At 62.3% G+C, this 24,618-nt stretch carries 23 protein-coding genes; 7 read left to right on the plus strand and 16 right to left on the minus strand.

The window, feature by feature from the left end:
• The first annotated feature begins 2 nt into the window (after positions 1-2).
• Positions 3-722: a response regulator gene (locus MPN23_RS13670; RefSeq protein WP_279388673.1), complete on the plus strand. Its 720-nt coding sequence runs from the start codon at positions 3-5 to the stop codon at positions 720-722.
• Positions 723-1,069: 347 nt separating this feature from the next.
• Here the strand turns inward: MPN23_RS13670 and MPN23_RS13675 are convergent, their stop codons facing one another.
• The 3 genes from MPN23_RS13675 to MPN23_RS13685 form a co-directional block, all read right to left on the minus strand.
• Entirely contained in the window at positions 1,070-2,050 is a 981-nt protein-coding gene (locus tag MPN23_RS13675; RefSeq protein WP_243544743.1) for an HD-GYP domain-containing protein, read from the minus strand.
• An 82-nt stretch (positions 2,051-2,132) separates the two neighbouring features.
• Positions 2,133-2,969 carry a glycosyltransferase family A protein gene (locus MPN23_RS13680; protein WP_243544744.1) on the minus strand — a complete coding sequence of 279 codons (837 nt, stop codon included), beginning with the start codon at positions 2,967-2,969 and terminating at the stop codon, positions 2,133-2,135.
• A gap of 2 nt (positions 2,970-2,971) precedes the next feature.
• Positions 2,972-7,345: a PAS domain S-box protein gene (locus tag MPN23_RS13685; protein WP_243544745.1), complete on the minus strand. Its 4,374-nt coding sequence runs from the start codon at positions 7,343-7,345 to the stop codon at positions 2,972-2,974.
• Between the two features lie 158 nt (positions 7,346-7,503).
• On the opposite strand from MPN23_RS13685, the gene MPN23_RS13690 reads away from it, so the two are divergent.
• Positions 7,504-8,265 (plus strand): substrate-binding periplasmic protein, encoded by a 762-nt coding sequence (locus MPN23_RS13690; RefSeq protein WP_243544746.1) that lies wholly within the window; start codon positions 7,504-7,506, stop codon positions 8,263-8,265.
• A 151-nt stretch (positions 8,266-8,416) separates the two neighbouring features.
• Here MPN23_RS13690 and MPN23_RS13695 read toward each other — a convergent pair whose 3' ends face one another.
• From MPN23_RS13695 to MPN23_RS13720, 6 genes are all read right to left on the minus strand, one after another.
• Positions 8,417-8,785, minus strand: coding sequence for a response regulator (locus tag MPN23_RS13695; protein ID WP_243544747.1), 369 nt, complete (start codon positions 8,783-8,785; stop codon positions 8,417-8,419).
• Positions 8,763-11,219 (minus strand): hybrid sensor histidine kinase/response regulator, encoded by a 2,457-nt coding sequence (locus tag MPN23_RS13700; RefSeq protein WP_243544748.1) that lies wholly within the window; start codon positions 11,217-11,219, stop codon positions 8,763-8,765. Before MPN23_RS13700 ends, MPN23_RS13695 begins: the two co-directional genes overlap by 23 nt.
• Before the next feature lie 161 nt (positions 11,220-11,380).
• Complete coding sequence (locus tag MPN23_RS13705; protein ID WP_243544749.1) at positions 11,381-12,466, minus strand: PAS domain-containing sensor histidine kinase; 1,086 nt, start codon at positions 12,464-12,466, stop codon at positions 11,381-11,383.
• Positions 12,467-12,563: 97 nt separating this feature from the next.
• Positions 12,564-13,433 carry a radical SAM protein gene (locus tag MPN23_RS13710; protein ID WP_243544750.1) on the minus strand — a complete coding sequence of 290 codons (870 nt, stop codon included), beginning with the start codon at positions 13,431-13,433 and terminating at the stop codon, positions 12,564-12,566.
• Between the two features lie 15 nt (positions 13,434-13,448).
• Positions 13,449-14,705, minus strand: a complete 1,257-nt coding sequence (locus MPN23_RS13715; protein WP_243544751.1) for an EAL and HDOD domain-containing protein — start codon at positions 14,703-14,705, stop codon at positions 13,449-13,451.
• Between the two features lie 127 nt (positions 14,706-14,832).
• A complete protein-coding gene (locus MPN23_RS13720; RefSeq protein ID WP_243544752.1) occupies positions 14,833-15,549 on the minus strand; it encodes an EAL and HDOD domain-containing protein in 717 nt (238 codons plus the stop codon).
• A gap of 173 nt (positions 15,550-15,722) precedes the next feature.
• On the opposite strand from MPN23_RS13720, the gene MPN23_RS13725 reads away from it, so the two are divergent.
• Positions 15,723-16,013 (plus strand): hypothetical protein, encoded by a 291-nt coding sequence (locus MPN23_RS13725; protein ID WP_243544753.1) that lies wholly within the window; start codon positions 15,723-15,725, stop codon positions 16,011-16,013.
• 296 nt (positions 16,014-16,309) lie between these two features.
• Positions 16,310-17,113 (plus strand): 2-amino-3,7-dideoxy-D-threo-hept-6-ulosonate synthase, encoded by an 804-nt coding sequence (locus tag MPN23_RS13730; RefSeq protein WP_243544754.1) that lies wholly within the window; start codon positions 16,310-16,312, stop codon positions 17,111-17,113.
• 54 nt (positions 17,114-17,167) lie between these two features.
• Here the strand turns inward: MPN23_RS13730 and MPN23_RS13735 are convergent, their stop codons facing one another.
• The 4 genes from MPN23_RS13735 to MPN23_RS13750 form a co-directional block, all read right to left on the minus strand.
• Positions 17,168-17,356 carry a hypothetical protein gene (locus MPN23_RS13735; RefSeq protein WP_243544755.1) on the minus strand — a complete coding sequence of 63 codons (189 nt, stop codon included), beginning with the start codon at positions 17,354-17,356 and terminating at the stop codon, positions 17,168-17,170.
• A gap of 281 nt (positions 17,357-17,637) precedes the next feature.
• Positions 17,638-18,051, minus strand: a complete 414-nt coding sequence (locus MPN23_RS13740; RefSeq protein WP_243544756.1) for a DUF6941 family protein — start codon at positions 18,049-18,051, stop codon at positions 17,638-17,640.
• 23 nt (positions 18,052-18,074) lie between these two features.
• A complete protein-coding gene (locus MPN23_RS13745; protein ID WP_243544757.1) occupies positions 18,075-19,040 on the minus strand; it encodes a HEAT repeat domain-containing protein in 966 nt (321 codons plus the stop codon).
• 17 nt (positions 19,041-19,057) lie between these two features.
• Positions 19,058-19,804, minus strand: a complete 747-nt coding sequence (locus MPN23_RS13750) for a S26 family signal peptidase (RefSeq protein ID WP_243544758.1) — start codon at positions 19,802-19,804, stop codon at positions 19,058-19,060.
• Positions 19,805-19,968: 164 nt separating this feature from the next.
• On the opposite strand from MPN23_RS13750, the gene MPN23_RS13755 reads away from it, so the two are divergent.
• Together MPN23_RS13755 and MPN23_RS13760 are read left to right on the plus strand one after the other, a co-directional pair.
• Positions 19,969-20,370 (plus strand): DUF5675 family protein, encoded by a 402-nt coding sequence (locus MPN23_RS13755; protein WP_243544759.1) that lies wholly within the window; start codon positions 19,969-19,971, stop codon positions 20,368-20,370.
• A gap of 10 nt (positions 20,371-20,380) precedes the next feature.
• A complete protein-coding gene (locus MPN23_RS13760; RefSeq protein ID WP_243544760.1) occupies positions 20,381-20,605 on the plus strand; it encodes a DNA-binding protein in 225 nt (74 codons plus the stop codon).
• Here MPN23_RS13760 and MPN23_RS13765 read toward each other — a convergent pair.
• The 3 genes from MPN23_RS13765 to MPN23_RS13775 form a co-directional block, all read right to left on the minus strand.
• Positions 20,575-21,405, minus strand: coding sequence for a hypothetical protein (locus MPN23_RS13765; protein WP_243544761.1), 831 nt, complete (start codon positions 21,403-21,405; stop codon positions 20,575-20,577). The genes MPN23_RS13760 and MPN23_RS13765 overlap by 31 nt on opposite strands.
• Positions 21,406-21,497: 92 nt before the next feature.
• Entirely contained in the window at positions 21,498-22,874 is a 1,377-nt protein-coding gene (locus tag MPN23_RS13770) for an SH3 domain-containing protein (protein WP_243544762.1), read from the minus strand.
• Between the two features lie 3 nt (positions 22,875-22,877).
• The gene (locus tag MPN23_RS13775) at positions 22,878-23,450 is read right to left on the minus strand and encodes a flavin reductase family protein (RefSeq protein WP_243544763.1); all 573 of its coding nucleotides are present in this window, start codon (positions 23,448-23,450) and stop codon (positions 22,878-22,880) included.
• 116 nt (positions 23,451-23,566) lie between these two features.
• On the opposite strand from MPN23_RS13775, the gene MPN23_RS13780 reads away from it, so the two are divergent.
• Positions 23,567-24,460 (plus strand): DMT family transporter, encoded by an 894-nt coding sequence (locus MPN23_RS13780; protein ID WP_243547398.1) that lies wholly within the window; start codon positions 23,567-23,569, stop codon positions 24,458-24,460.
• The last annotated feature ends 158 nt before the right edge of the window (positions 24,461-24,618 follow it).

The following is a 24,618-nucleotide window of genomic DNA, read 5'->3' on the forward strand; positions in this document are numbered from 1 at the left end:
ACGTGACTCAGGAAAAAATATTGGTCATCGACGATGAAAAGCCCACGCTACGGATGTTTCGATTGCTGCTTTCCGCCTATGGATACGAAATCCTGACTGCGGAAAACGGCGAAAGCGGGCTGGAGGTCTTTCGAAGAGAGCAGCCCGGCGTGGTGCTGACCGACATCAAGATGCCGGTCATGGACGGCATCGAGGTGCTACGCAACATCAAGGCCATGAATCCGCATGCCGAGGTCATCGTGATCACGGGCCACGGGGACATGGATCTGGCCATTCAGGCCCTGAATCTGGACGCCACGGACTTCATCGACAAGCCCGTGCGCCGCGAGGCGCTGGAAACCGCGCTCCGTCGGGCGCGCGAACGGCTGGCCATCGCCCGGAACGAGGAAAGCCTGATCAGCGTGGACGAGCGCCATTCCGCGGCGGTCATCAGCGTGCGCGGCAACGTGACTTCGGCCACGGTTCCGCATCTTCAGCAGGCGTTTTCCAATGCGCTGGGCATGAGCAAGGAGCTTGTGCTTGTTGATTTCGAAAAGAACGCATCCATAAACGGGGCCGGAATCGCGGCCTTGACCGATCTGCTCGGCGCATGCCGGGAGCAGGGGGCCGAGGTCGTGCTTTCGGGCCTGTCTTCCAATTTCCGCACCGTGTTCGACATGGTGGGCATCTCCAAGATCGCCCGGCTGTTCGATGATGCGGACGAGGCGCTTCGGGCGCACTGATTGCGTTTTTCGCAAACAACGGCAGAAAGCCGGATTCCGTTCATGGGGACGGAGTCCGGCTTTTTTTGTCGCATCGCCGCGATCTCCCTCAATCCACGCCACAGGCTGGCGAGAAAGGTTCGAGGGCAAGGCGCAAGAAAAGGTCAGGATCGACGCGTATTCCCCCTGCGCGAGAAGGATAACGCTTGTCGCGGCATCGCCGCGATCTCCCTCAATCCACGCTACAGGCTGGCGAAAATGGGTCGAGTGCAAGGCGCAAAAAAAATGCAGGACCGACGCGTATTCTTATACGCGAGGGTCTGCATTTTTCGCAGCAACGCCGCAATCGGCCCATTTTCGCCAGCCTGTCAGAGCATGTCTGCGCCGCCGAGAACTGCCACCAGACGCTTGAACACGTGCATGTCCACGCTGTCGCGCATCTCGTGGCGGATCAGGGTCAGCGCCTCGTAGGGCGGCATGGCTTCGGCATAGGGCCGGGCCGAGGTCAGGGCGTCGTATACGTCGGCAAGGGTGATGACGCGCACGGGCAGGGGAATGTTGTCCGCGGCAATGCCGGCGGGATAGCCGGTTCCGTCCAGCCGTTCGTGGTGGAACAGGATGCAGTTGATGGTGTTCTGCGTCAGGGGCAGATGGGCGCACATGGAGACCCCGTGCAGGGGATGTTCCTTGATGATCTCCCGTTCGGTACGGGTGAGTGCGCCGCGCTTGTTCAGGATGCTGCGCGGAATCTTGGCCTTGCCCACGTCGTGCAGCAGCGCGCCCAGACCGCATTCGAACATTTCCTGATCGGTCATGTCGTAGGTCTGGAACATGGTCGCGGAAAACACGAACACGTGCATGCAGTGGGTGTAGGTCTTGTAGTCGTGGGAAATGAACGGAGCGAGCGCGGTCAGGGTCTTGTCCCGGGACAGGAAGCGGATGCTGTTCTTGACCACGTCCGCGATGCGGTCGAAGTGCCGGACGCGCAGGGCCGTGGGCAGCTTGCGGTTGAACACGTCCTGCATCACGGCCTTGGAGGCCTCGTAGAACACCTTGGAACGCAGTTCCAGAGGCAGGTTCTCGTCCATCAGGATGTTGCCGAGATGCGCCTCGACATAGGATTCGTACTGGGGCCGCTCCGAGCTCTGGACATATATTTCCGTGACGCCGTTGTCGTGCAGCCGCTGCCGATGGCGGACGGAAAATGTCTGCCCGGACCGGGTGTACAGCACGAAATCTCCGCCCTGCCAGAGATACACGGAGAAATCCCCCATAGCCTCGGGAAAAAGCATGACCGGGGATATGGGGAAGTACGACACAGGGCGTGCGGCGCGCTTGCTCGAATCCATGCCCGATTTCATATACCAGAGGGGCGTGGAAAGCCAGTGGAAAGTCCGGACAAATTCTAGAGACTATATGGAAAAAACGGGACTATCGGTGATTATTCGCGATTTCTCCGGCAAGGCTCAGGAGTTTTTCCACATCCTCCAGAAGCGGGATGATGCCGCGCGGAAAGGCGTGGGCCCATGGTTCGCCCTGAACGACCCCGTTTGCCCAGTGCCGGACACCGGCCGGAAAGAAGCCGGGGTTGTTGAGAACGATCGCGGCCTTGGCCTTGGCGTCGTCCCGGCAGGCGGCAAAGGAGAAGTTGTCTCCGTGCACCATGTGCGCGAAAAGCAGCCGGTCCAGATGCGACCCGGCAAATCCGTTGTCCGCGGCCTGAATCCAGAAGTCCCAGTCCTCGTAGGTCGTATTGGCGCGGAAACCGTCGGACGCCTCCCACACCTCGCGCCGGAACACGGCTGCCGGAGGCAGGATGTTCTGGTTGGCGAGCAGGGCCGGATTGAATTCCGGCAGTCGGACTTCCCGGCAGTTTCCGGCTTCCACATGCGTGTAGTCGGTGTAGGCAAGGTGCTTTTCGGGATGTCCGTCAAGTTCGCACAGACAGGAGGCCAGCCATTCCGGGGCAGGCAGGTCGTCCGGGTCCAGACAGGTCAGGTACTGGCCGCGCGCCAGTTTCAGGCCCGCGTTGCGAACCGGACCGGGCTTGCCCGTATGCTCCAGTTCCACGACCTCGACCCGGGCAAAGGGCAGGTTGCCCAGCTCCCCGGCCTGTTGCAGGGAGTCGTCCGTGCTGCCGTCGTCCACGAGAATCAGTTCGAAGATGTCGAGCCCGAGCACCTGATTGGCAAGGCTGGTGCCGAGCCGGGCAAAGAAGCGGCCGTAGTTGTAATTGGGTACGATGATCGAAAGTCGGGGAGAGCGCATGGTCATTCCGTGGGGAAAAGCCGGGCGAGCACGGCCCGGATGTCCTCGATTTCAAAGGGTTTGGCAACGTATTCGTCCATGCCCGCCTCAAGAAAGGTCTCCCGGTCCCCGGACATGGCGTGAGCTGTCATGGCAATGACCGGGACATGGGGATTGATGGCGGAGCCGGCCCGTGCCGTGCGAATCCGCCGCACGGCCTCGATGCCGTCCATTCCCGGCATCTGCACATCCATGAATACCGCATCGAAGTCCTGTTTTTCAAGGAGTTCCAACGCTTTTTTGCCGTCGGGCACGGCACTGACGGTGTGCCCCATCTTGCGCAGGACCCGTTCGGCCATGATGCGGTTCACCCGGTTGTCCTCGACGACCAGAAGCCGCTTGGCCCCCGGGCTTTCCACGGCCGGTTCGGCCGCGATCACGTTGGCGTGGTTCAGTCCGTCCTCCAGCCGGAAATCAAGGGTCAGGCATATTTCCGTACCCGATCCCACCACGCTGTCCACGGCCAGCGTGCCGTGCATGAGCCGGATCAGCCGTTTGACAATGCCCAGCCCCAGCCCCGTGCCCTGATGGCGGCGCATGTAGGACCCGTCCACCTGCGTGAAGGGCTCGAAGACCTGCTCCAGCATGTCGTCCGGAATGCCGATGCCCGTGTCCGAAACACTGAACAGGATGCGGGCCGTGCGTCTGTCCGCATCCAGCCGCAGGCAATGCGCGGATACGTTCACGCTGCCCTGATCCGTGAACTTGATGGCGTTGCCCACCAGATTGAACAGAATCTGGCGGACGCGGCTGCGGCCGCCGGTCAGGAGCGGCAGGGGGGCCTCTGGCTGTTCGCAGGCGAGTTGCAATCCCTTGGCTTCGGCCTGTCCCTTGAATGTACGGACAATGTCCGGGAGAAATTCCGCGAGATCGAAGCTTTCCTGAATGATTTCGAGCTTGCCCGCCTCGATCTTGGAAAAGTCCAGAATGTCGTTGATCACGGTGAGCAGGCTTCGGCCCGAAGTCAGGGCCGTGTCCACGTAATCCCGCTGTTCGTCGTTCAGGTTCGTTGTCTGTGCGAGCTGGAGCATGCCCAGCACGCCGTTCAGCGGGGTGCGTATCTCGTGGCTCATGTTGGCCAGAAATTCGCTCTTGGCCAGACTTGCGGCCTCGGCCTGATCCTTGGCCGCGATCAGGTCCTGTTCGTTCATCTTCCGTTCAACGGCCAGAGCCACCTGTTCCGAAACCGCCACGAGCAGTTCCGCATCCTTGGGCGTGTAATGGAAGGGTGACGTGTAGGACTGGACCGCCATCACGCCCATGACCTGCCCCTGAATCATCAGGGGAACCCCGAGCCAGACCTCGGACCGACTGCCCACCATGTCGTGCTCGGATGTACCGTGCTCCGCCAGAAAACGGTTTCTGACCATGTGGATCATGTTGGCTTCGTTTGCGGACTTCAGGCCTGCGGGCAGTTCCCTGGACGTGATCAGCAGCGGTTTGCCCAGCCGGATGACTTCCACGGAAAAACTGGCCGAGGCCGGGTCGCGCATGTCGAAGATCGCGCCCTTGAAGTCGTCCATTTCGTCTTCGAAATACGTGAACTCCAGCCCGGAGCGGTCCTTGTCCAGCAGGGCCATGAAAAAGTTGTCCGCATCGATGTGCTCGTTGAGCACGGCATGGATGCGGCGGTACAGGTCGTCCAGATCCGATGTCGTGGAAACCGCGTTGGAGATGCGGTAGAGCATCCCGGCCACGGCCTCGTTGTATTTCCGGCTGGTGATGTCCGCCACGGTCCAGATGACGCCCTGCTCCAGATCTCCCGGGTCCACCGGCTTGGCGAACATGTCCACCCAGATGCGCGCTCCGTCCGGCCGGGTCAGGTGCAGCTCGCGGTTGAAGTGCCCCTGTTCGGCCATGTCCCTGAAGCAGTTTTCGCGGAAGTCGTTGCGCAACTCCTTGGAGCTGAAAATCTGGGAGCCGTCGCTGTCGTGAAGCGCGGCCTGGGTGTAGCCGAAGATTTCCGCGCCGCGTTCGTTGATGCGCGTGATTCTGCCGTTTCGGGTAAAGGCTATGCCTATCAATGTGTTGCGATAGATGGCCTCCATCTCGTCCAATGCGTCCCGCAGCCGGTTTTCCATGCGTTTGCGGTCCGTGATGTCCATGATCGAGGCCAGGGTCTGGTCCGAATCCGGGAGTCGTGTCTCCTGAACCAGCAGGTGGAGCGGCGCGTTCTCCCTGCCGTGGATGCGGCATTCGTATTTGGACGGGGCGGCTCCGGTCAGCACGGCCTGATGCATGCGCACGATTTTTTCCCTGTCCTCGCGCACGATGAAGGACGACCATTTGCGCTTGCCCTGTATCCGCTCCAGAGGCTCGCCGCAGAGTTCGGCGAAACGCTGGTTGGCCGCGGCGATCGTGGTTTCCCTTGTCATGACCAGCATGGCGGTCCCGGTGCTGTCGAAGATGGTGCGGGACCGGTTCTCGGTCTCCTGCCGGGCCTGTTCGGCCAGATTGCGGGCCGTGATGTCGCGCATGATGGCCACATAGCCGTCTGCCGGGGCGTCCGGCCCGGGCCGCATGGCCGAGATCGAGGTCTCCGTGATCAGGGGGCCGTGCGCAGCCGGGAACACCACCTTGCCTATCCACGCTCCGGCTCCGGACATGGCGGGTTGGATTTCCCGGATGAATTTCTGATATCTGCCCGGAGTCTCGAACAGGTCCCGGGCATGTTTTCCGGCGAGCCGCGACTTGGGAAGACCAAGCTTGACCACGCCGGCGGAATTCAGGTCCTTGATGTTCATGTCCTGATCGAAAAGCAGGATCGGATCGATGGAACTTTCGAAGATGGCCCGGAAATGCTCCCGGCTCTCCATGATCCGGGCCTGCGCCAGCGTGGGTTCCGTGATGTCGTGGGAAACCGTGGCCACATGCGTGACCCTGCCGGATTCGTCGGCATAGGGAAACATGCGGACTTCGTAGTATCCCCGGTCCCGTTCGAAGAAGGAAATCCATGCCTTGTAGGTGATCTGCCTGCCTTGAAAGCAGTCCCGGACATGGGGAAGGATGTGCTGTTCGAAAACCGTGGCGCCCCATACGTCGGCCATGGTCCGGCCCAGAATGCGCTTTTCGGGCAGGCCCGAGGCCTGAATGTAGGCCCGATTCACGGCCTCGTAGCAATATTCCCTGTTCACCAGAGTCATGAAATCGTGCGAGGCATTGGCAATGAATTCGAATTTGCGGAGCGCTTCCTCCAGCTCCTTGCGCGCGGTCACGTCGGACAGGGTGATCAGGTTGGCCGGTGCGCCGTCAAGGTCCATGCGCACGGCGGAAATCTGGCCCCAGAACTGCGAACCGTCCACCCGGCAGAGCCGAAGTTCCACGCTGTCCGCGAAACCGTGGGAATCCAGCAGGTCCAGCACCCGATCCCGTTCCTCGCGGGTGGTGTAGAAGTCGCGGGCATTGAACTCGGACAGTCGGGATTCATTCAGGCCGAACAGGGCAATGCCCCGTTCATTGGCGAACAGGATGTTTCCGCTGTCGTTGTCGATCAGGAAGGTGGGCAGCGGACTGTTGTTGAGAATCTGGCTGACCTGCCGTTCACTTTGCCGCAGTCGGCCCTCCGCGGCCTTGCGTTCGGAAATGTCGGTCAGGATGCCGAGGATGGCCTGCGGATTTCCTGCCGAGTCGTGGTGAATGACCTTGCGGATCAGCATGGTCCTTTCCCGGCCCCCGGTTCGCGTGAGTATTTCGTATTCCTGAAGCCCACCGGTTTCGTTCAGTTCCCGGTCCTTCTGCTCGAAGGTCGTTTTCTCTGCTTCGGGCGCGATGTCCTGAACCCGCAGCCCGGTGATCCTGTGGCGGGGCTGGGCCAGAAAATCCTCGAACGCGGTGTTGCACCAGAGATATCTGCCTTCAAGGTCCTTGTAGAAGACGGGATGAGGGATGGCGTCCACCACGGACTGGACGAATTCGGGCAGGGCACACACTCCGGGAGGGGCGACGCGCGACAAGCCGATTCTGTCCCGGAGAAAGGCGGCGCGGGCGAGCTGCTTCGGCAGCATTCGTCTGAGGCCGGATTCGGCGCGGGAGCGGGGCAGGCATTCCCAGGCTCCGGCGCGCATGCATTGCAATGCGGTGCGTTCATGATTTCGACTGGATATGGCGACAAGAGGCGTGTGCGGGGCCATGTCGGTCAGCGTGTTCAGCCGGGAGTCCGGGGATTCGTCGGCAAGAAGCACCAGAACGGCGTCGGGCCGGGCCTGTCCGATCAGGCTGATTCCCTGATCCTGCCCGACTGCGGCAATGACGCCGTAGCCCAATTCCCGGACGAGTTCGGAAAACGACTCGGTCTGATCCCTGTCGCGGCCAATGACCAGTATGACGGCGTGCGGCATGCCTTCTCCCCCGTATATCTCCTTCTCTTACGTCAGGCCGCCGCAAAAAAGAAGCCCGAAACGCATGCAAGTCGAGAGAATCCGTGTCCTTGATCTTGTACAAGACCGCCGATTCAGGTACCGTGCCATGCGATGAAAAAGTATTTCGGGAGTTTGCCGTGAAGCAGTCTTTTCTTGCCCTTTGTCTGGTGCTTGCCCTGACCGTCTGTGCCCACGCGGATCAGCTGGTGTTTGTCGGAGATGTGGATTTTGCCCCCTACTCCATGATGCAGCAGGGCAGGCCCGCAGGCATTGATGTGGACGTGATGCGGGAAGTCATCCATCGGCTGGGACTGGATGCGGAAATACGGCTTGTTCCATGGACGCAGCTTGTGACCATGTTTCGCACCGGCGAATGCGACGGCGCCATGGGCGTCTTCTGGACCCCTGATCGGGAAAGGCGCGCCCTGTTCGCCATGGAAGCCCCGATTCACACCAGTGATTTCGTCCTGTTCACCAAAGTGGGCAACACGTTTTCATTCCGATCGTACGACGATCTGAAGACAAGACGCATCGGCGTGCCCAAGGGACTCGCCATAACCGAGGAATTCGAACAGGCCGAGGCGGACGGGGTTTTCCCCACCCGGGAATACGAGGATATTGCCGGAGCGGTTCGTGAGCTGCTTGCCGGGCAGATCGACGCATTTGTCGGCAATATCGACGTGACCTACTGGCAGCTCAAGCGCATGGGCATGACCAGCTCCATCGTGTATCTGCCCAGAAAGGTGGCCGACGCCCGGCCCGCCTATGTGCTGCTGTCCCGGGCTTCCGGTGCCGAAGACAAGGCCCGGATCGCCGCGCAGATCGGCCAGACCCTCAAGGCCATGCGCTCGGACGGCTCCTACAACCGCATTGCCAGAAACTATCTGCTGCGCTTCTAGGGCGGAAAGCCCTCTTTCGCATTGGCCGTCCGGAAAACCGAATGCGGCCCGGTGCATGCACTGACAAGGCATGCACCGGGCCGCGTTCGGTTTTCGGAACATGTGGAGGTCGGAGGGTCGCCGACCTCCCGAAGTCCGCCGCAGGCTTCCTCTAGTCCGCGAGAGCGGCCTTGATGGTTTCCACGAGCCGTCTGGTATCGATGGGCTTGGTAAAGGTTTCCACCACGTCGAACACCTTGGCGAGTTCCACGATGGCCTCGGGATTGAAGGCCTCGCCGCCGGAAATGGCGATGAACTTGTGGCTCTGATCGTTCTTGATGAGTTCACCCATGACCTGAAGTCCGCCCTTCTTGGGCAGGAATATGTCCACGATGCTCAGATCGACGTGGTTTTCCCGGAACTTCTGCAGGGCCTCTTCGCCGTCCGAGGCTTCAATGACCTTGTAGCCTTCGACTTCGAGCACGCTTTTGATGAGTTCCCGGATCATGGGGGCGTCGTCAACCACCAGTATGGTCTTCATGAGGCTGCTCCTTGGCAGTGGGTTGGCTGGATTGTTCCAGATTGCTTTTCAGGAATTCCACGGCCGCGCTCACGTCCTTCTTCAGGGTGGCGTAGACGCGTTTCATGGATTTTTCGTCTTTCTGGCCGCACAGGTATTCGAGCTGTTCGGCTTCGGTTCCGGCCCGGGCCGCGCCCACGGTGCGCGACGATCCCTTGATGGAATGGGCCAGCCGCTTGGCTTCGTCGTGGTCGCCCTGATCCATGTGCTCCTTGAGCTCCCGAAGTTCGTCGGGTACGTCGCGCACGAAGATGGCGTCCATGCGCAGGAGCAGGTCCTCCCTGCCACCCAGCATGTCCAGTGCTCCGGCGCGGTCAAAGGCTGGGGATTCGGCTCTGGTTCCGGCTTCGGTGTCGCTGTCCGGGGCCGGGGCCGCAGTGCGTCCGGCCGTGGTCTCGGTGATCACGCGATGAAATTCGCGGGTGTTGATGGGCTTGGAAATGTAACCGTTCATTCCGGCTTCGAGAAAGCGTTCCCGGTCGCCCTTGAGCGCGTGCGCCGTGATGGCCACGATGGGGATGTCCGGGGTTCGGGCTCCGGAATTGGGATCGCGAATGGCGCGGGTTGCGGAAACGCCGTCCATGATGGGCATCTGCACGTCCATGAGGATCACGTCGAAGTCTTCCCGCTGCACGGCCTCCAGCGCCTGCATGCCGTTTTCCACTGCCGTGACCGCATGGCCCTGTTCCTTGAGCAGGGTGGACGCGAGCTGGCGGTTCAGGGCGTTGTCGTCGGCCAGCAGCACCTTGAGCGGGAGCATGTTTTCGGACGGGGCCGGAGCTTCCTCGGCCGGGATGCGTGCTGCGTCGCCGATGCGGAATCGGGCGGTGAAGCTGAATGTGCTGCCTTCGCCTTCCCGGCTGGTCAGGCGCATGCGGCCCTGCATCAGCTCCACGAGCTGGCGGGAGATGGCCAGCCCCAGTCCCGTGCCGCCGTGCTTGCGGGTCACGGAGTCGTCGGCCTGAAGAAAGCTCTTGAAGATCGCGTCCTGCTTGTCCCGGGGAATGCCCATGCCCGTGTCCGACACCGCGAATTCCAGCCAGATATCCTCGTCGGTGTCCGGGGTTTTCGGCTGTCCGGCAAGCCTGGCGCTGATGGCAATGCCTCCGGTTTCCGTGAATTTGACGGCATTGGACATGAGGTTGATCAGAATCTGGCGCAGCCGGGACGGGTCGCCCACAAGGACCGGGGGAATGGCGTTGTCGATGTCTGCGGTCAGGCCCAGCCCCTTTTCCCGGGCGTGCAGGAAATGGATGTCCATGGCCGAGTCGATGGTCTGCTTGAGATTGAAGTCGATGGCTTCCAGCGTGAGCTTGCGTGCCTCGATCTTGGAAAAGTCCAGAATGTCGTTGATGACCGTGAGCAGGGAATTGCCCGCCTGCATGACCCGTTCGAGGTACAGGTTGCGGTCCGTGGCGTCCGTGGCGCGCAGGGCGAGTTCGGCCATGCCCAGCACCGCGTTCAGGGGGGTACGGATTTCATGGCTCATGTTGGCCAGAAACACGGATTTTGCCCGGGTGGCCGCATCCGCCTTTTTCATGGCGCTGACCAGGCGCATGGATTTGCTGGTCAGTTCCGCATTGGCGCGTTCCAGTTCCTTGGTGCGCTGGCGCACGCGGTCCTCCAGCTTGTCGTGCGCACGCTGGAGTGCGTCCTCGGCGCGCTTGCGGGCCGTGATGTCGATGCCCAGCACCATGATCATGCGTTCCCCGGCCGAATCGGTCATGGGGCTGCACTGAAGGTGGAACGTGCGCCCCTTGGCGTCGGTCCAGTCCCATTCCTCGGCCCGGTCCATGTCCATGGCCTCCATGGGCGGACACCCCAGACAGGATTCCCGTTCGCAGCTCAGGGCCTCTTCGCACTTCCGTCCTCTGGGGCTGCCGAAATAGCGGCGGAAATAGCGGTTGGCGTAGCGGATCGTCTTGTCCGGGTACAGGTGGTAGACAATGCCGGGCAGGGATTCCATGAAGAATATCTGGCGCTGCTGTTCGCGGCGCAGGTCCTCGTCGGTCCTGCGCAGGTCCGTGACGTCCAGCACGTTGATGGCGACCCGGGAGACTTCGCCCCACGGGTTGGCGATGGGCACCACGGAGTGGACCAGGGAACGGCCGTTCATTTCGGCTTCGAACCGGATGGGCCGGGCTTTTTTCGCAACTTCGTCGAACTTGGCCTTGCGTTCCGCCCGGATGTTTTCCGGCAGGGTCCTGTAGAGATTGACGTGCAGCAGATCATCGCAGGACTTGATGTTCAGCATCTTGGCCGCGGCTTCGTTGCCGGCCAGAATGTTGCCGCCCACGTCCATGACCAGAGACGCTTCGATGGAAGCGGAAACCAGCGCCCGGGCGGTTTCGTCCAGTGCAACGTAGGAGGGATGCTGAATGGTGTCGTTTGCCATGCTCTGTGCCGGGGGCTGTTTTGTCGGGCAATCCGCCGTTATGGCGGTATTTCCGGTATGCTGCGAAGTGTATGAAAGGGGCCTTGTCGAGTCAATGATAGATGGTGTTGGAAATGCGAAAAAATATAGAATGTTCCAAAAAAATAGAGCGCGTTCCGCAGTCAGGCCCGCGGCAGGGACACGGTGACATGCGTGCCGTCCCGGTCCGAGGTGGACATGGTGACGTCGCCGTCCAGAGTCCGCGCTATCAGGCGGGCGGAATACGTGCCCAGTCCCGCGCCGAAGGCCTTGCCCGCCGTGGCGTACTTGTCGAAGAAGCAGTCCCGCAGGGGGCGGGGCACGGGCTCGGGATTGTGGATGTCCACGGTCCCGGGATCGCCGTCTTGGCAGTCGATGACAACCTTGCCGCCGCAGGGGGACGCCTCGATGGCGTTTCGGATCAGGTTGGCAAACAGGGAATAGCAGAGCAGTTCCTCGCCCCGCACCGCCAGACAGTCGCCGTTTCCGACATGCTGGTTCCGGAAGGTGAGCACTGCCCCGACTCCGCATTGATGCATGTCCGCAGTCAGGTCGCGGAGCACGCTGCGGATGATGCGGAGCAGGTTCAGGGCCTCGGGGCGGACCTGATACGCGGCCTGTTCCATGCGGAAAAGATCCAGGGCGAGATTCAGTTCACCGACCAGACTGTAGGCTGCCTCTTCCAGTCCTGCCAGCGCCTCGGCCTGTTCCGGAGTGATGTTGTCCGCCCTGCGAAGGGCCGCGGGAATCTGGAAGAAGGCCATGATCGGCGAACGCACGTCGCGCCGCACCAGTGCGGCTATGTCCGTTTCCAGATGTTCGAGGCGTTTTTTCTCGGAAATGTCCTCGCGAAAGAGGATGCAGTGGGTGGTTCTGCCCGGTTCGTCCGCAACCGGCACCACGGTCACGCGTTCATGGGGGGCGCTTCTGCCCCGGGCAGGCGCGACTTCTCCCTGCCACGTCTTTCCGCTGCGCACGGCTTCCAGCGCCCTGTCCGGGATGGCTGTCCGGAATGGCTGGCCGCACGGCCTGTCCAGCACTTCGGAAAGCTTCAGGCCCGAGGCGCGGAGAAAGCTTGGGTTGGCGTATTGGATGCGTCCCTGATCATCCGTGATCAGCACGGAGATCGGGCAGTGCGTCACGCACTCCCGGGCGGATTCGGACAGCGCGTCCGACCGGTCCGGGAATGCCGGATCATGCGTTTTTCTTTTCCGAATCTGTCTTGCCATGGCAGCTCCGCGGGGAAAACGGATTTTTCGTTTTGCAAGCCATAGCAGGGCGCATGTACGCCGGGGATGATAATCTGCGTGCCGGGTCCGACGTGCGCTAGAGGCGGCGGACGCTGTCCGGACGCAGCCCGGTTCCGGTAGCCAGAGCCGCGTCCAGTGCGTCCAGCGCGGCCTGTCTGCCCGAGGGCAGCCGGACCTTGAGGGGCAGATAGTTGGAGGCATGGTTGGCCAGAAGCACGCCGCGCGAAAGATGGAGGTTGGCGAGAATTTCCCGGATTTCCAGAAGAATGCCCCGGGAGTCGGGCAGCACGAAATCCCCGGCCTCGTGCCACGCGTGGAGCGGGGTGCCCGGAATGAGCATCAGGGTCAGGAGCGCGGCCTGATCCGGGTCCATTTCCGAAAGCACGCGCGCGGTTTTCCGGGCGTGGCGCAGGGACCCTTCCACACCGCCAAGCCCGTTGATCGCGGTGACGTTGAGCCGGAATCCGGCCTTGCGCGCCCTGCGGCCCTGTGCCGTGATGAACGCCGCGTCTCCGTGCTTGTTCATGCGCCGCAGCACCTCGTCGTCGCCGGACTCCAGTCCCATGTACACCATGCCGAGGCCCAGTTCGCGCAGCTCCCGGAGCTGCTCATCGGTCTTGCGGGCCAGACTCTTGGCATTGGCGTATGCGCCGACGCGCGTGATGCGGGGAATGCGTTCCCGGATCAGGTGCAGGATTTCCCGCAGCCTGTCCTGAGGCAGGATCATGGCATCGCCGTCGCACAGGAACACCCGGCGCTGGCGTGTGCGATGTCGGGCCGCGAACTCGATGTCCGCGCGGATCGTGGCCATGTCCTTGAACGCAAAGGGCTTGTCCTGATAGGCCCCGCAGAACGCGCACTTGCCGTGCGAACACCCGAGGGTGACCTGAAGCAGGATGCTGTCCGCCTCGCTGGGCGGGCGGATGATGGTGCCTTGATAGTCCATGGGGATGATTCGCGGCTACTGGATCGGACCGTCGTTTGCATCTCCGCCGAAGAACGAGTCCGCCCACGAAAAGGCGTGCTGGTAGCTCACGGCAACCGTACCGGGCAGCAGGCCGAGCTCCCGGGCCGTGTCACCCACGGCGTCCCAGTCCGAGCTTTCGATGGACAGGGCCAGTCTGAGCCATGGTTCGTATTCGCCGGGCTCGCCGCACAGGGCGCTCTTGATGGCGTCGTCCACGGGCAGGTGCTTGACCACGGCGGCCATGTCCATGTCCAGCATGGCATCCAGCAGGGAGAACAGGCCGAGCATGAACAGCTTGTCCGAGGATTTTTCGTGGCCGCCGCCCAGAGCCGCGGTTTCGAAGAGCTTGGCCCTGTGCGCGGACAGGTAGGACAGCTCCTGACTTTTTCTGGATGGCGCCAGATCCGTGAGAATGAGCAGCCGCAGCCAGTTGCGGATGGGGCGCCATCCGGCCAGCACCACGGCCTGCCTGATGGAGGTGATGGTGGTGGAAAAGCTGAATGTGGCGGAGTTCAGGAAATTGAGCAGCCGATAGCTGACGGACACGTCCGCCTCGATGGCCGGGGTCAGGGCGTCGAAGTCCGGCTCTTCCTTTTCGATGATTTCGAACAGCTTGAGCCGGGTGATTTCCGAGGACGTGATCTTGCGGCCGGACTGGGTCTGCGGCTTGCGGAAGAAGAAACCGTGAAACAGGTCGAATCCCAGAGACTTGGCGCGTTTGAATTCCTCGTTGCTTTCCACGCGTTTGGCCATGAGCCGGGGCGCGCCAGCCTGCTTGGCTCGGTCCACGATTTCCGTCAGTTCCCTGTCCGATCTGCCGCAGATGTCCACCATGAGCAGATCCGCGAACTGCATGATCTCCCGGGCGTCTTCCCGGCCCGTGTAGTTGTTCAGGGCCACGAGATAGCCTTCCCGCCGCAGGTCGGCCAGAGCCTTGTAATACGCGGTGGAGCCGGGTTCCTCCTCCACGATGACCACGGTATTGTTCCACGGCACGGCCAGAGGGATGCCGTCCAGCACGTCTTCGGGCGTGAAATGGATCATGATCCGCGCCTTGCCAAGAGAGGCTTCCGAACACAGGGGCAGGTTGGCCACGAGATTCCGGGTCGCTTCGGAGTCGTCCGTGAAGATGGCCCTGTCCGCGTCCTGGCTGTCCCGGAAGAGCATGAGATAGCCCCAGGTATCCCGGTGACGGTCGAAAACGGGTTGTCTGGCAACAAAGATGGATTCATAGGTCTTTTCAGTGTTCATTGTGCGTCGCCTCTGGTTTCGGCTCTTGGCTGACTGCTCTGGAACGGCAACCTGCCGCGTTGCCCGACAGTCTGGATTTTTCGTTTTTCCAACGGTTTGTCGACGTTTTGCTCGCTGTCTGCCCTGGTCATGAGGAGGCCGGGATGGCCCCGAAAAACGTGTTTGCCCAGGAAAATGCCTGCTGGTAGCTCACGGCCACGGCTCCCGGGGATATGCCGAGTCGTCCTGCGGCCTCGTTCATGAGCGGCCATTCCGAATTCTCGATGGCCGAGGCAAGGTCCAGCCACGTGGAATATTCGTTCCGCTTTCGGCACAGTGCCTGCTTGCACTGGTCATCAATGGGAAGGTGCTCCACAATGGCGGCCATGTCCATGTCCAGCATGGCGTCCAGCAGGGAGAACAGGCCGAGCATGAAGAGCTTGTCCGCTTCGTCCACGGCATGGCCGTAGTTCATGGCCGAGGACTCGAACAGCTTGGCCCGGACCGCGGAGAGCAGGGTGAGTTCCTGATTCTTCCGGGAGGGAGCCATATCCGTGAGAATGATCAGCCTGAGCCAGTTGCGGATCGGGTTCCACCCGGCCAGCACCACGGCCTGCCTGATGGATGTGATGTTCGCGGCAAAACTGAAATGGGCCGAGTTGAGAAAATTGAGCAGCCGGTAGCTGATGGAGACATCGGTTTCCACGGCCTTGGCCAGGGCGTCGAAGTCCGGTTCCTGCCGTTCGATGATCTCGAACAGCTTGAGTCGGGTGATCTCGGCCGAGGTGATGGTCCGATCCGCTCGGGGAACGGGTTCCTTGTAGTAGTAGCCGTGGAACACGGGAAAATCCCGTGTCCAGTGCATCCTGATGCTGCTGCGCGGTTTCTATGCGTTTCGCCAGAGTCTGGGGAATGCCCGCCTCGGCTGCGGTGCGGACAAGGCGTTCGGCCTCGGCCTGCCCCAGTTCGGGCAGGTTGATCACGGCGATGTCCGCGAGGTTGGCAAGCGGTTCGCCGCCGGGCACGCCGGTGTAGTCGTTGACGGCGATCGCATACCCCTTGTCCCTGAGGGCCCGGACCGCCTCCACCAGCTCCGGCGATGGCGCGGCGGTCTCCTCGATCACCACCACGGTCCGGTCCGGGGGCAGGGCCTCGGGCACGGCCCGGATCACGTCGGCATGGGTGAAGATGATGAGTATCCTGTCCCTGCCCCGGGCTTCCGTGATCTGCGGCAGACCCGCCACCACCTGCATGGTTGCCCCGGAATCGTCGGATATCAGCGCCTGTTCCGCGTCGGCCCTGTCCCGGAACAGCATGAGATGTCCATAGACCTGGCTGTGCCTGTCAAAGACGGGTTGTCTGGCGATGAATACGGGATCGTAGGCGTTTTCCTGGGCCATGAAGGGCTCCTTGTGCAAAATTCCGGGGCTCATCTTGTCATGCCTCACGCTTTTATTCGCGTCAACCGGGTGAGTCGGCGGTTCTGCCTGTTTCGGGAAGGGCGGAAGCCCCGTCCGGGGCTGGCCGGGATCATTCTTCTTTTCAGAGCGGGCCGACTGTATTATGTGGTGTGGCGATGCAAGCCCGGAGAGTTTGCTGGCGAGAATCGATTTGCGAGGTGGAACATGCACATTGGCAAGGCCATTCGACTTGAGCGGATATTCAACCGCAACACAGGAAAGACCATCATCGTTCCCATGGACCACGGTGTGACCGTAGGGCCGATCAAGGGACTGGCATCCATCAGGGACGTGGTCACGAAACTCGTGGCGGGCGGGGCCAATGCCGGTCTGGTCCACAAGGGGCAGGTGGGCCTGGGCCACAGGATGGAAGGCAGCGATTTCGGCTGCATCGTCCATCTTTCGGCCGGGACCGTCCTGTCGCCGTTTCCGAACAGGAAGCGGCTGGTCACCACGGTGGAGGAGGCCATCCGTCTTGGCGCGGACGGCGTGAGCGTGCACGTCAATCTCGGGGACGAAAGCGAGGGACAGATGCTCAGCGATCTGGGCCGGGTTGCTGCTTCGGCCGCGGACTGGGGCATGCCGCTTCTGGCCATGATCTATGCGCGCGGACCCAAGATCGGGAACGAGTACGACCCGGACGTGGTGGCCCATTGCGCACGCGTGGGCGCGGAACTGGGCGCGGACGTGGTCAAGGTGAATTTCACCGGGGATGCCGAGAGCTTTTCCCGGGTGGTGGCGAGCGCAGGCGTGCCCGTGGTCATTGCCGGCGGTCCGAAAAAGGACAGCACGCGCGGCGTTCTGGACATGGTTCGTTCCTCTCTGGACGCGGGCGGCTCGGGATTGTCCGTGGGCCGCAACGTGTTTCAGCATCGCGACCCGGTTCGTCTGGTGGCGGTGCTCAGGCGCATCGTGCACGAGAACATGGATGTGGACAGCGCCCTGGAAGGGTACGAGAACATTCTGTAGCCGTTTTCCGAAAAGGATTTCAAGGCGCGACGCAGGCTCCCTGCGTCGCGCCTTTCATTTTTCGTTCGGCCCCGATTTCGGATCGGCCGGAGGCGATGCCCCGCCAGCTTCGGAGCGGATGCGGACTTCGGGCTGCGGTGTGCGGCGGACAGCAGCGGATACCGAGAAGCCAAGCGCCTGCAATTCGGAGCCGGTGGGCAATCTCCTGTTGTTCGTGCGGATGATGCAGTAGATGCTGTTCATGACTCGGACTTCCTCCCCCCGTATGTGTTTCGTCCCGGTTTTCCTGTAACGTCGTCTGCGTATTCGGGACTGTATTCCTGTAGGAGCTGGTGTCGGGAAAGTCCAGAGTTTGTTGAAAAAATACTCTTGAATTTCAGCAATTTACAACCACAAAACCCTTTCATAACCTGAAAGGATTTATCCAGACGGAGCCGCAGGGGAAGGTGCGGAGCTGGGAAAAGGAAAACCCCGGAAACGGAGGCGTTTCCGGGGTTCGCTGTTCGGGATTTCGGGCCGGGCTGCTATGCCGTGGCGGTCTGGCCCTGATTCAGGAAAACGTACAGGGGCAGCCGGGCCACGGCCTTCCATTCCTCGCCCTTGCGGATGGCCACGGTCAGGGTGTGGCGGCCCTCCTGCGCCACGTTCAGGCCCGGAAGCTGGAAATTCATCTTGTGCAGCACCGTGCCGTGGGGCGCGACTTCCTGCATGCCGAGGGTCTCCGGCTTGCCCTCGGGCGGAACCAGTTGCAGGGCCACGGAAAAGCCCTTTTCATCCTCCTCGTCCAGCTCCCACATGGTGCCCACGTAGACTGCGGGCAGCGTGGCGGGCAGCTTGGAGACCACGGCATGTTCCACGGTGCGGATGAACGAGGTGCTGCTGGTTTCCTTGTCCACGATCAGGTCATTGCAAAGTATGGAATACACGAGTTTGGCCATGAAGGTTTCCTCTCTCGGGGTTGTTATTGTTCGGACAGGGGCGGCAGATGAATGTCCGCCAGCGCCTGGCGCAGGTCTTCGGGGATGGTCCGCACCAGATTCGGGTCGATGGCGGACAGGATCAGGGCCGAAGCCATGCGGGTTGCGGGTTTTCCCACGTGCATGGCCGCGTTCAGGCTGGGGATAGCCGCCTTGCCCGCGCGGGTCAAGGCCCGGGCCGATTCCAGCGCCAGCGGCGTGCCCGGCCGGTCCAGCAGCCGTATCAGGGTCGGGGCCGCCCTGCCGCCGAGCCGATTGCCAAGGGTTGCCTCGTGCTGGCCCAGAAGCAGCAGATGGTGCACTGCAAGCTGGGGCGGAGGTCCGATGCGGTCGATGGCCTCGGCCATCACATGCACCACGCGTGCGTCCTGATGCTCCAGAGCCCGGATCATGGCCGGAACCGCAGGCATGGCCGGAGCGCCGATGCGGCCCAGAAGCCAGGCCGCGTCAGCCCGGACTTCCGGGGATTCCGCGTCAAGCTGGGAGATCAGGGCCGGGACTGCGTCCGCCCCCATGCGCACCAGAGCAAAGGCCGCTGCCGTGCGTTTGGTGCGGGAGGCATCGGTCAGCAGCCCGGCAAGCCTGTTCGCAGCCGGACTGCCCATCTGGCCGAGAGCCGCGGCTGCCAGACCCCGGGTGGCGGAATCCGGGTCGCCCAATGCGGCTGTCAGGGCGTTCAGGGCGAACTCCGGATGCGGCAGGTTGGCCAGCACCACCACGCTCATGCGCCGGGCCATGGGCTCGGGCGCGTCAAGTGCCTGCATGGCGGCAGGCATGGCTTCCTGCCCAAGGGCGTTCAGAGCGAGCAGGGCCTGTCGGCGCGTTTCCGGGGAATCGCTTCCCAGAGCCGAGACCAGCCTGTCCGTGTCGGGTCGGTTTTCCGGGCGGTCGACGCATCCGGGCAGAAACAGGACGAGGCAGAGCAGCATCGTCATGCCGATTCGAAGCATGAAAACCTCCTTGGCAATCACGTGCGGGTCACGTCGCACCATGTCCTGACAACGGCCCCGGCAATGGCCCGGGCCGCGTCGCCGCCATAGTCCCGTTCAAGGGAATAGGTGTCCGGCGGGCAGGCGCGGTTGTCATCCGCATAAAAGATCAGTTCCCTGTCGTGGTCAATGGACTTGGTGCGGACACGGCGCAACAGGGCTGCACCCTCCGGGCCGGGCTCGCGCACGAGCATGAGCCGTCCGGCCTCCGACGCGTCGCGGTCATCCCGGTCCACAAGGGCCAGATCCCCGGGATGCAGGGTGGGGCTCATGCCCGCGTCCTGTTCGCCGATGCGCACCGCGACCAGATTGGTGCGGTTGTTCAGGGCGATGTGCGCCTTCCAGACCAGAATCCAACCCTGAATGTCGCTGTCCGGTATCAGGCCGGGACAGGCCGCGATGCGGGCCCGGGTCAGGGGCACGGCCAGATAGTCCGCCGGGCTGGGACTGCTTGCGGAAAGGCTGGTTCCGGCCTTGTCCGGGGCCGTGAACATCACTTCCCGCGTTGCTCCCGGGGTGGAATCCGGAAACACGAGGGCCGCGCCCAGTCTGTCCAGAATATGGCCCAGCGAATCCGCGTTCAGGCCGCGCTCCTTCTTGAGGAAGCGGTTGAGCTGGGAGGGATCGACCTCCAGTTCGTCGGCCATGCGCTTGTTGTTGGCGAACCTGCGGTCCGGCCCGATGCGGTCCAGCAACGCCTGCCGGACTTCGTCTGTGAAACCCATGTGCGAACCTCGCAAGAAAACGGATGATTTTCCGATTGGTTATACATGTATTTGGGCGAATGTCTAAAGTCATTTGCCAAAATTGGTTGACCAACGAAAAGACAAATGACTAATATTGGATTGTCCATGTGGCTCAACAATCTCGTATTCCTGGAGGAAATCTCATGTTCAAGCGAGCCGATATCATTCGAATGGAACAGGGCGAGGACGGCACGTTCGGCGTGCTGCTGCTGGACGGGCAAACGTTTTGCGTGACTCTGGAGCCCCCGCGCCAACGCAAGGGAGGCGGACAGTGCATCCCGGAAGGGGAATACGCGTGTTGCCGGACCGCATCGCCCAGATTCGGAAATACCTTTGAGATAACCGATGTCCCGGGCCGCGAGCATATTCTGCTGCATCCGGGCAATACCATCATCGATTCCATGGGGTGCGTGCTGCTGGGCAGCAAGTTCGGCAGCCTCGGATTCGAACGGGGCGTGCTGGAATCCCGCGCCGCGTTCGGAGAGTTCCTGAACCGTGCTCAGGGCATGGACGAGTTCACCTTGACGGTCCGGGACCGGGCATAGGGAGGAAGCCATGCTGAATGCAATCTGTCTGAAGGGAGCACGGGACATCTGTCATGCCGTGGGCGAGAATCCCAAGCACATGGCGCGGCTGGTCAGGGAATTCGGGCTTCCGGCATGGAAGCGCGATCCCAAGGGAACGTGGCGCGCCCTGCCCGAGGATCTGGCTCTGTGGGTCAGGCGGCAGCGCAATCATCATCTGTCCGACTATGTGCCGGACATGGTGGCGCGGAGTTGAGCGCGGGGCGGCCCGGGAGGATGCTGCATCAGGGGATGACGGATGGACCATGTGCCATTCAGGCCCGGCGTGTTTTCCGGGCCGACCTGAATGCGGATGCCCGGGCCGCCCTGTTGTTTGGCAAGGGTTTCAGCCTGATGAAACGACTGCTGGAGACGGTTCAGCCGGGCAAGCAGGGGATCGGGCGCTTTGGCCGGGGCGTTTCGGATTGTGCGGGGCGAAGACGGACGGGTCGGTTTTGTCATGGAAGGCGGAGGCTTGCGGGATGACATGCTTGCGCTGGGGCTGACCTTTGCCAAAGCGGGCAGGGAGGCCATGCGCCGGGTGTCGGGCATGTTCGGGAAGCGTCTGAGCGGTTTTGCCTCGGGCATGGGGCGGATCGGGGTGTGCTTTCGTATGACGGAACGTCTGTTGAAAGGTATTTCGGATGCGTCGGCAATCCGTATCTGTCGCGTTTCCGGAGCTGGGATGGTCCGTGATGCGGGCCGGGGCGGACGTGCTTCCGCGACATGAACCTGTTCTGTGGGCGGCTTGCGCATGTGTGCGGCCATTTCCCCGGGCCATTGTTCCGGGCTGGTGAGCAGGTTGATGCGTTCTCCAAGGACTTCGGCCGGATTCCTGTCATTGGCCGCGTATTCGTAGGCGTACTCCCCGATGGTGTAGGCCGTGCCCACATACTGGATCGGGCCGGACGCAATCAGTCCGATGCCTCCGAACAGGGCGTTGATGGCCAGACAGCCGGGCAGGAAAAGCAGCCCGACTCCCGGAAGGAGATGCCGAAGCACGGTAAGCCTGCGCATGCCCGGGAATCAGCAAGACCTGTTCCGGTTCGGGATAGGGGAATCAATTCGCCGAGCTGCAACCGCTGCGTATGGAAGGGACGGCGTGAACGTCAGAATTCCGACCCGGTCCCGGGCAGGATGGTCATGCCGGTCACGCTCTCGATGAGCAGGCCGCCCGGCCGCGTGAGTTCCGGCAGTTCCCGGCCCGGCTCCAGCGTGGTGATCACGGTGTCACCGATGATCTTGCGTCCGTATTCGGGGCCGCTTCCGGTCTTCAGGCCCCAGGTGGCGTGCAGCACGATTGGTTCGGGGCGGCCGTTCCGGTCCGCATGGCCGATGTAGAGCATGATGTGGCCGGGTTTGCGGATCAGCGTGCGGAACGGGATGCCCTGTTTCAGGATGACATCCTTTTTTTCCTGTGCCGTCAGTCCCCTGAGCGACGTGAAATCGCCTTCTCCGGCCTGCTGCGTGGAGTTGCGCGGCAGGAACAGGCCGAACCCGGCGAGCAGGTCCATGGTCGTGGCCGAGCAGTCCCGCTTGCCGTACAATCCGCCCCAGCCGTATGGCTGGCCCAGCATTTCGTTTGCCAGTCGGGCAAAGTTGCGCGGAGTGGCCGGAATCGGGGCCGGTTCCGCCTTGTCCGGCGGCAGCAGGGCCGTGCGTGTCCGGGCCGTGCCGTTGGCGTCGCGCACCGGGATCATGACGGCGAGACACTGCCCGGTCTGCCGGGAGCGGTGTTCCATGAGGGGCAGGATCGTGCCGATCCCGGCCTTGAATCGGAACCCGCCGTCCGCGTCGATCAGGGACACGTTGTCCCGGGTGATGGCCGCGAAATGGCCAGCCCGGAAGGTCTTGCGGAATTCCCTGTTTGCAAGTGCGATGTCCTGTGCCCGGACCCAGCCGAATGCGAATCGCGATTCCACCATGATCCATGCCCGGTCAACGCTCTGGTGCGTTGCCAGCAGCGGAGTGCCGGCCTGCACAAGGGAGTTCTGGCCGTAGTCGAAGGGAAAGCCTTCCCCGGCCCGGGAAAAGTCCAGAAAGACCGGATCAGCGGACGGAAAGACCCGCATGCTGGTCTCGGCCGTGGCAATCACGGGGCGGATCAGGGAGGGATATTCCGCAGTGCGGGAGAGTCGCTTCATGCGATCCAGCCACGCTGCGTCCCGGGGCAGGGTGTTTTCCCCGAAAATCCGGGTGTTGCGGAACCGCTTGAATCCCCAGAAGACCTCGTCCGCCGTGCGTGTTGCCAAGGGCCGGTCCCATGGGCCGAAGTGTTCGGCCAGAAACGCCTTCCATGCCCGGGCCTGGTCCTGCGGCGCAAGAACGGGCTGATCCGGGGGCATGTGATGGTACGCGCCCGCGTCCTGATCCAGCTCCCGCACGTCCCGGATCGGGGCGTACGGAGAGCGGATCGCACAGGCGGCCAGCACGGCCACGAGGCAGGTCGCGATCAAACGGCAGGGCAGTCTGACGGGAATGGCCATGGTCTACTTCACGTATTTTCTGCCCATGTCGAAGCCCTGTCCCACATGGTCGCCCACGGTGTGGTAGGCGCGGGAGCCCGGGGAAAAGATCAGGGGCCGCATTTTCTCGATGTCCGGGAACTTGCCGTCGATCAGCTTGTCCTCGTCCGCCTTCACGTCCAGAATCTCGCCCACGACCATGATGTGCACGCCGAGTTCATAGGAATGGATCAGGCGGCATTCAAGGGAAAGGGGAAATTCCTCGATGTACGGCGCGTCCACCACGTCGCTGCGTACCGGAGTCAGGCCCGTGTCCGCAAACTTGTCGGTCTTCTTGCCGGAAATCATGCCCAGATAGTCGCCCTGAGCCGCGAACGCCTCGGACACCACGCCCACGGTGAACGCCTTGCGCTGGGTCAGTCCCCGGTAGGTGTGGCGGGAAGGGCGCACCGAGACCGTGAGGCACGGAGGCTGGGAACTGCAGAGCCCGCCCCAGGCTGCGATCATGGAATTGGGTTTGCCGTCCGGGTCGTAGGTGCTCACTGCCCACACGGGTGCGGGCAGGGCAAGGGGCTTGGCGCCAAGGGAAATTTTCATATGCGTCTCCTTCGGAAAATTGGTCGGGGTTGCGAGCGGTCCGGCAGGAACCGGGCTCCCCTGCTATTGTCTGTAATCCATTGCCATCGTGTTCGTAAAGGCGTAGAGCCTTGCGGGTGGAACTTTCGCATCTGGGCGGGGCCGCACTCCCGTGGCTGGCCATTGCCGCCCGCATCATTCTTCTCGGTCTGGAACGCATATTCGTCAAGCGCATGGGATCGGACAGCGATCCGTTTGCGGCCACGTTTCTGTTCTTCGGGCTTGGTGCAGTGCTGCTGCTGCCGTTCGTGCCGTGGTCCCTGCCGCTTGCCGTATGGAAGCATACCCTGGTCAGCTTCGGCGCAGGCGCATTCTATGCCGCGGCCTTTGTCTGCTACGTGCATTCCCTGTCCATAGGCGAAGCCTCCCTTGTCAGCCCGCTGTACAACGCCAATGTCCTGTTCCTGGCCATCATCGCCTTCCTCTTTCTCGGCGAGCCCCTGACCCCGTTCAAGCTCGTGGGGCTGGGCCTGCTCGTGTACGGCGCGTCCCTGCTCAATCCGCAGGGCAGCTTTCTGGCCTCGCTCAGGGCCGTGGGCTCGGACCGGGCCTGCCGATACATGGTCGTGGCCTCCCTGCTCATTGCCTGCGGCAGGGTCGCAGACAAGTTCACCGTGTCGCAGGGCGCGCTCAACACCCCGCCCATTGCCTACTGCTTCGTGCTCTATGCCGTGGTCGCCCTGTACGTGTTCATTGCCTTGGCCTTTCGCGGCCGCATCCGGGACATCGGCAGGATCATGCGCCGCACCCCGTGGACCGCGCTCGGTGCCGGGGCCATCAACGGCTATTCCTATCTTTTTCTGCTCGTGGCCATGACCACCATCGACGTTTCCATCGCCGAACCCGCCTCCATGCTCAGCGTGGTCGTGACCCTGTTCCTCGCCCGCAAGGCGTTCGGCGAGTCCATCCGGCAGCGTCTGGTCGGTTCGCTTGTCATGGTGGGCGGCGCCTGGATTTTGTGCATGGGTTGATCGCGGCGTTGCTGCGGAAAAGTCGGACCCTCGCGCATTGGAATACGCGTCGGGCCTGCCTTTTCCTTGCGCCTTGCGCTCACCCCCTTCTGAACAGTTTCAGTTTGGGGAATGGGGCGATCGCGGCGTTGCTGCGGAAAAGTCGGACCCTCGCGTAT

This window comes from Pseudodesulfovibrio tunisiensis, assembly GCF_022809775.1.
In the GTDB taxonomy this organism is placed as follows: domain Bacteria; phylum Desulfobacterota; class Desulfovibrionia; order Desulfovibrionales; family Desulfovibrionaceae; genus Pseudodesulfovibrio; species Pseudodesulfovibrio tunisiensis.

Bases quoted from the DNA above. Each gene is read 5' to 3' on its own strand.
- MPN23_RS13705 (WP_243544749.1), bottom strand. From the start codon at position 12,466: ATGGCAAGACAGATTCGGAAAAGAAAAACGCATGATCCGGCATTCCCG.
- MPN23_RS13755 (WP_243544759.1), top strand. From the start codon at position 19,969: ATGTTCAAGCGAGCCGATATCATTCGAATGGAACAGGGCGAGGACGGC.
- MPN23_RS13675 (WP_243544743.1), bottom strand. From the start codon at position 2,050: ATGGATTCGAGCAAGCGCGCCGCACGCCCTGTGTCGTACTTCCCCATA.
- MPN23_RS13720 (WP_243544752.1), bottom strand. From the start codon at position 15,549: ATGCACTGGACACGGGATTTTCCCGTGTTCCACGGCTACTACTACAAG.
- MPN23_RS13740 (WP_243544756.1), bottom strand. From the start codon at position 18,051: ATGGCCAAACTCGTGTATTCCATACTTTGCAATGACCTGATCGTGGAC.
- MPN23_RS13730 (WP_243544754.1), top strand. From the start codon at position 16,310: ATGCACATTGGCAAGGCCATTCGACTTGAGCGGATATTCAACCGCAAC.
- MPN23_RS13750 (WP_243544758.1), bottom strand. From the start codon at position 19,804: ATGGGTTTCACAGACGAAGTCCGGCAGGCGTTGCTGGACCGCATCGGG.
- MPN23_RS13710 (WP_243544750.1), bottom strand. From the start codon at position 13,433: ATGGACTATCAAGGCACCATCATCCGCCCGCCCAGCGAGGCGGACAGC.
- MPN23_RS13735 (WP_243544755.1), bottom strand. From the start codon at position 17,356: ATGAACAGCATCTACTGCATCATCCGCACGAACAACAGGAGATTGCCC.
- MPN23_RS13745 (WP_243544757.1), bottom strand. From the start codon at position 19,040: ATGCTTCGAATCGGCATGACGATGCTGCTCTGCCTCGTCCTGTTTCTG.
- MPN23_RS13765 (WP_243544761.1), bottom strand. From the start codon at position 21,405: ATGCGCAGGCTTACCGTGCTTCGGCATCTCCTTCCGGGAGTCGGGCTG.
- MPN23_RS13760 (WP_243544760.1), top strand. From the start codon at position 20,381: ATGCTGAATGCAATCTGTCTGAAGGGAGCACGGGACATCTGTCATGCC.
- MPN23_RS13775 (WP_243544763.1), bottom strand. From the start codon at position 23,450: ATGAAAATTTCCCTTGGCGCCAAGCCCCTTGCCCTGCCCGCACCCGTG.
- MPN23_RS13685 (WP_243544745.1), bottom strand. From the start codon at position 7,345: ATGCCGCACGCCGTCATACTGGTCATTGGCCGCGACAGGGATCAGACC.
- MPN23_RS13700 (WP_243544748.1), bottom strand. From the start codon at position 11,219: ATGGCAAACGACACCATTCAGCATCCCTCCTACGTTGCACTGGACGAA.
- MPN23_RS13695 (WP_243544747.1), bottom strand. From the start codon at position 8,785: ATGAAGACCATACTGGTGGTTGACGACGCCCCCATGATCCGGGAACTC.
- MPN23_RS13715 (WP_243544751.1), bottom strand. From the start codon at position 14,705: ATGAACACTGAAAAGACCTATGAATCCATCTTTGTTGCCAGACAACCC.
- MPN23_RS13680 (WP_243544744.1), bottom strand. From the start codon at position 2,969: ATGCGCTCTCCCCGACTTTCGATCATCGTACCCAATTACAACTACGGC.
- MPN23_RS13770 (WP_243544762.1), bottom strand. From the start codon at position 22,874: ATGGCCATTCCCGTCAGACTGCCCTGCCGTTTGATCGCGACCTGCCTC.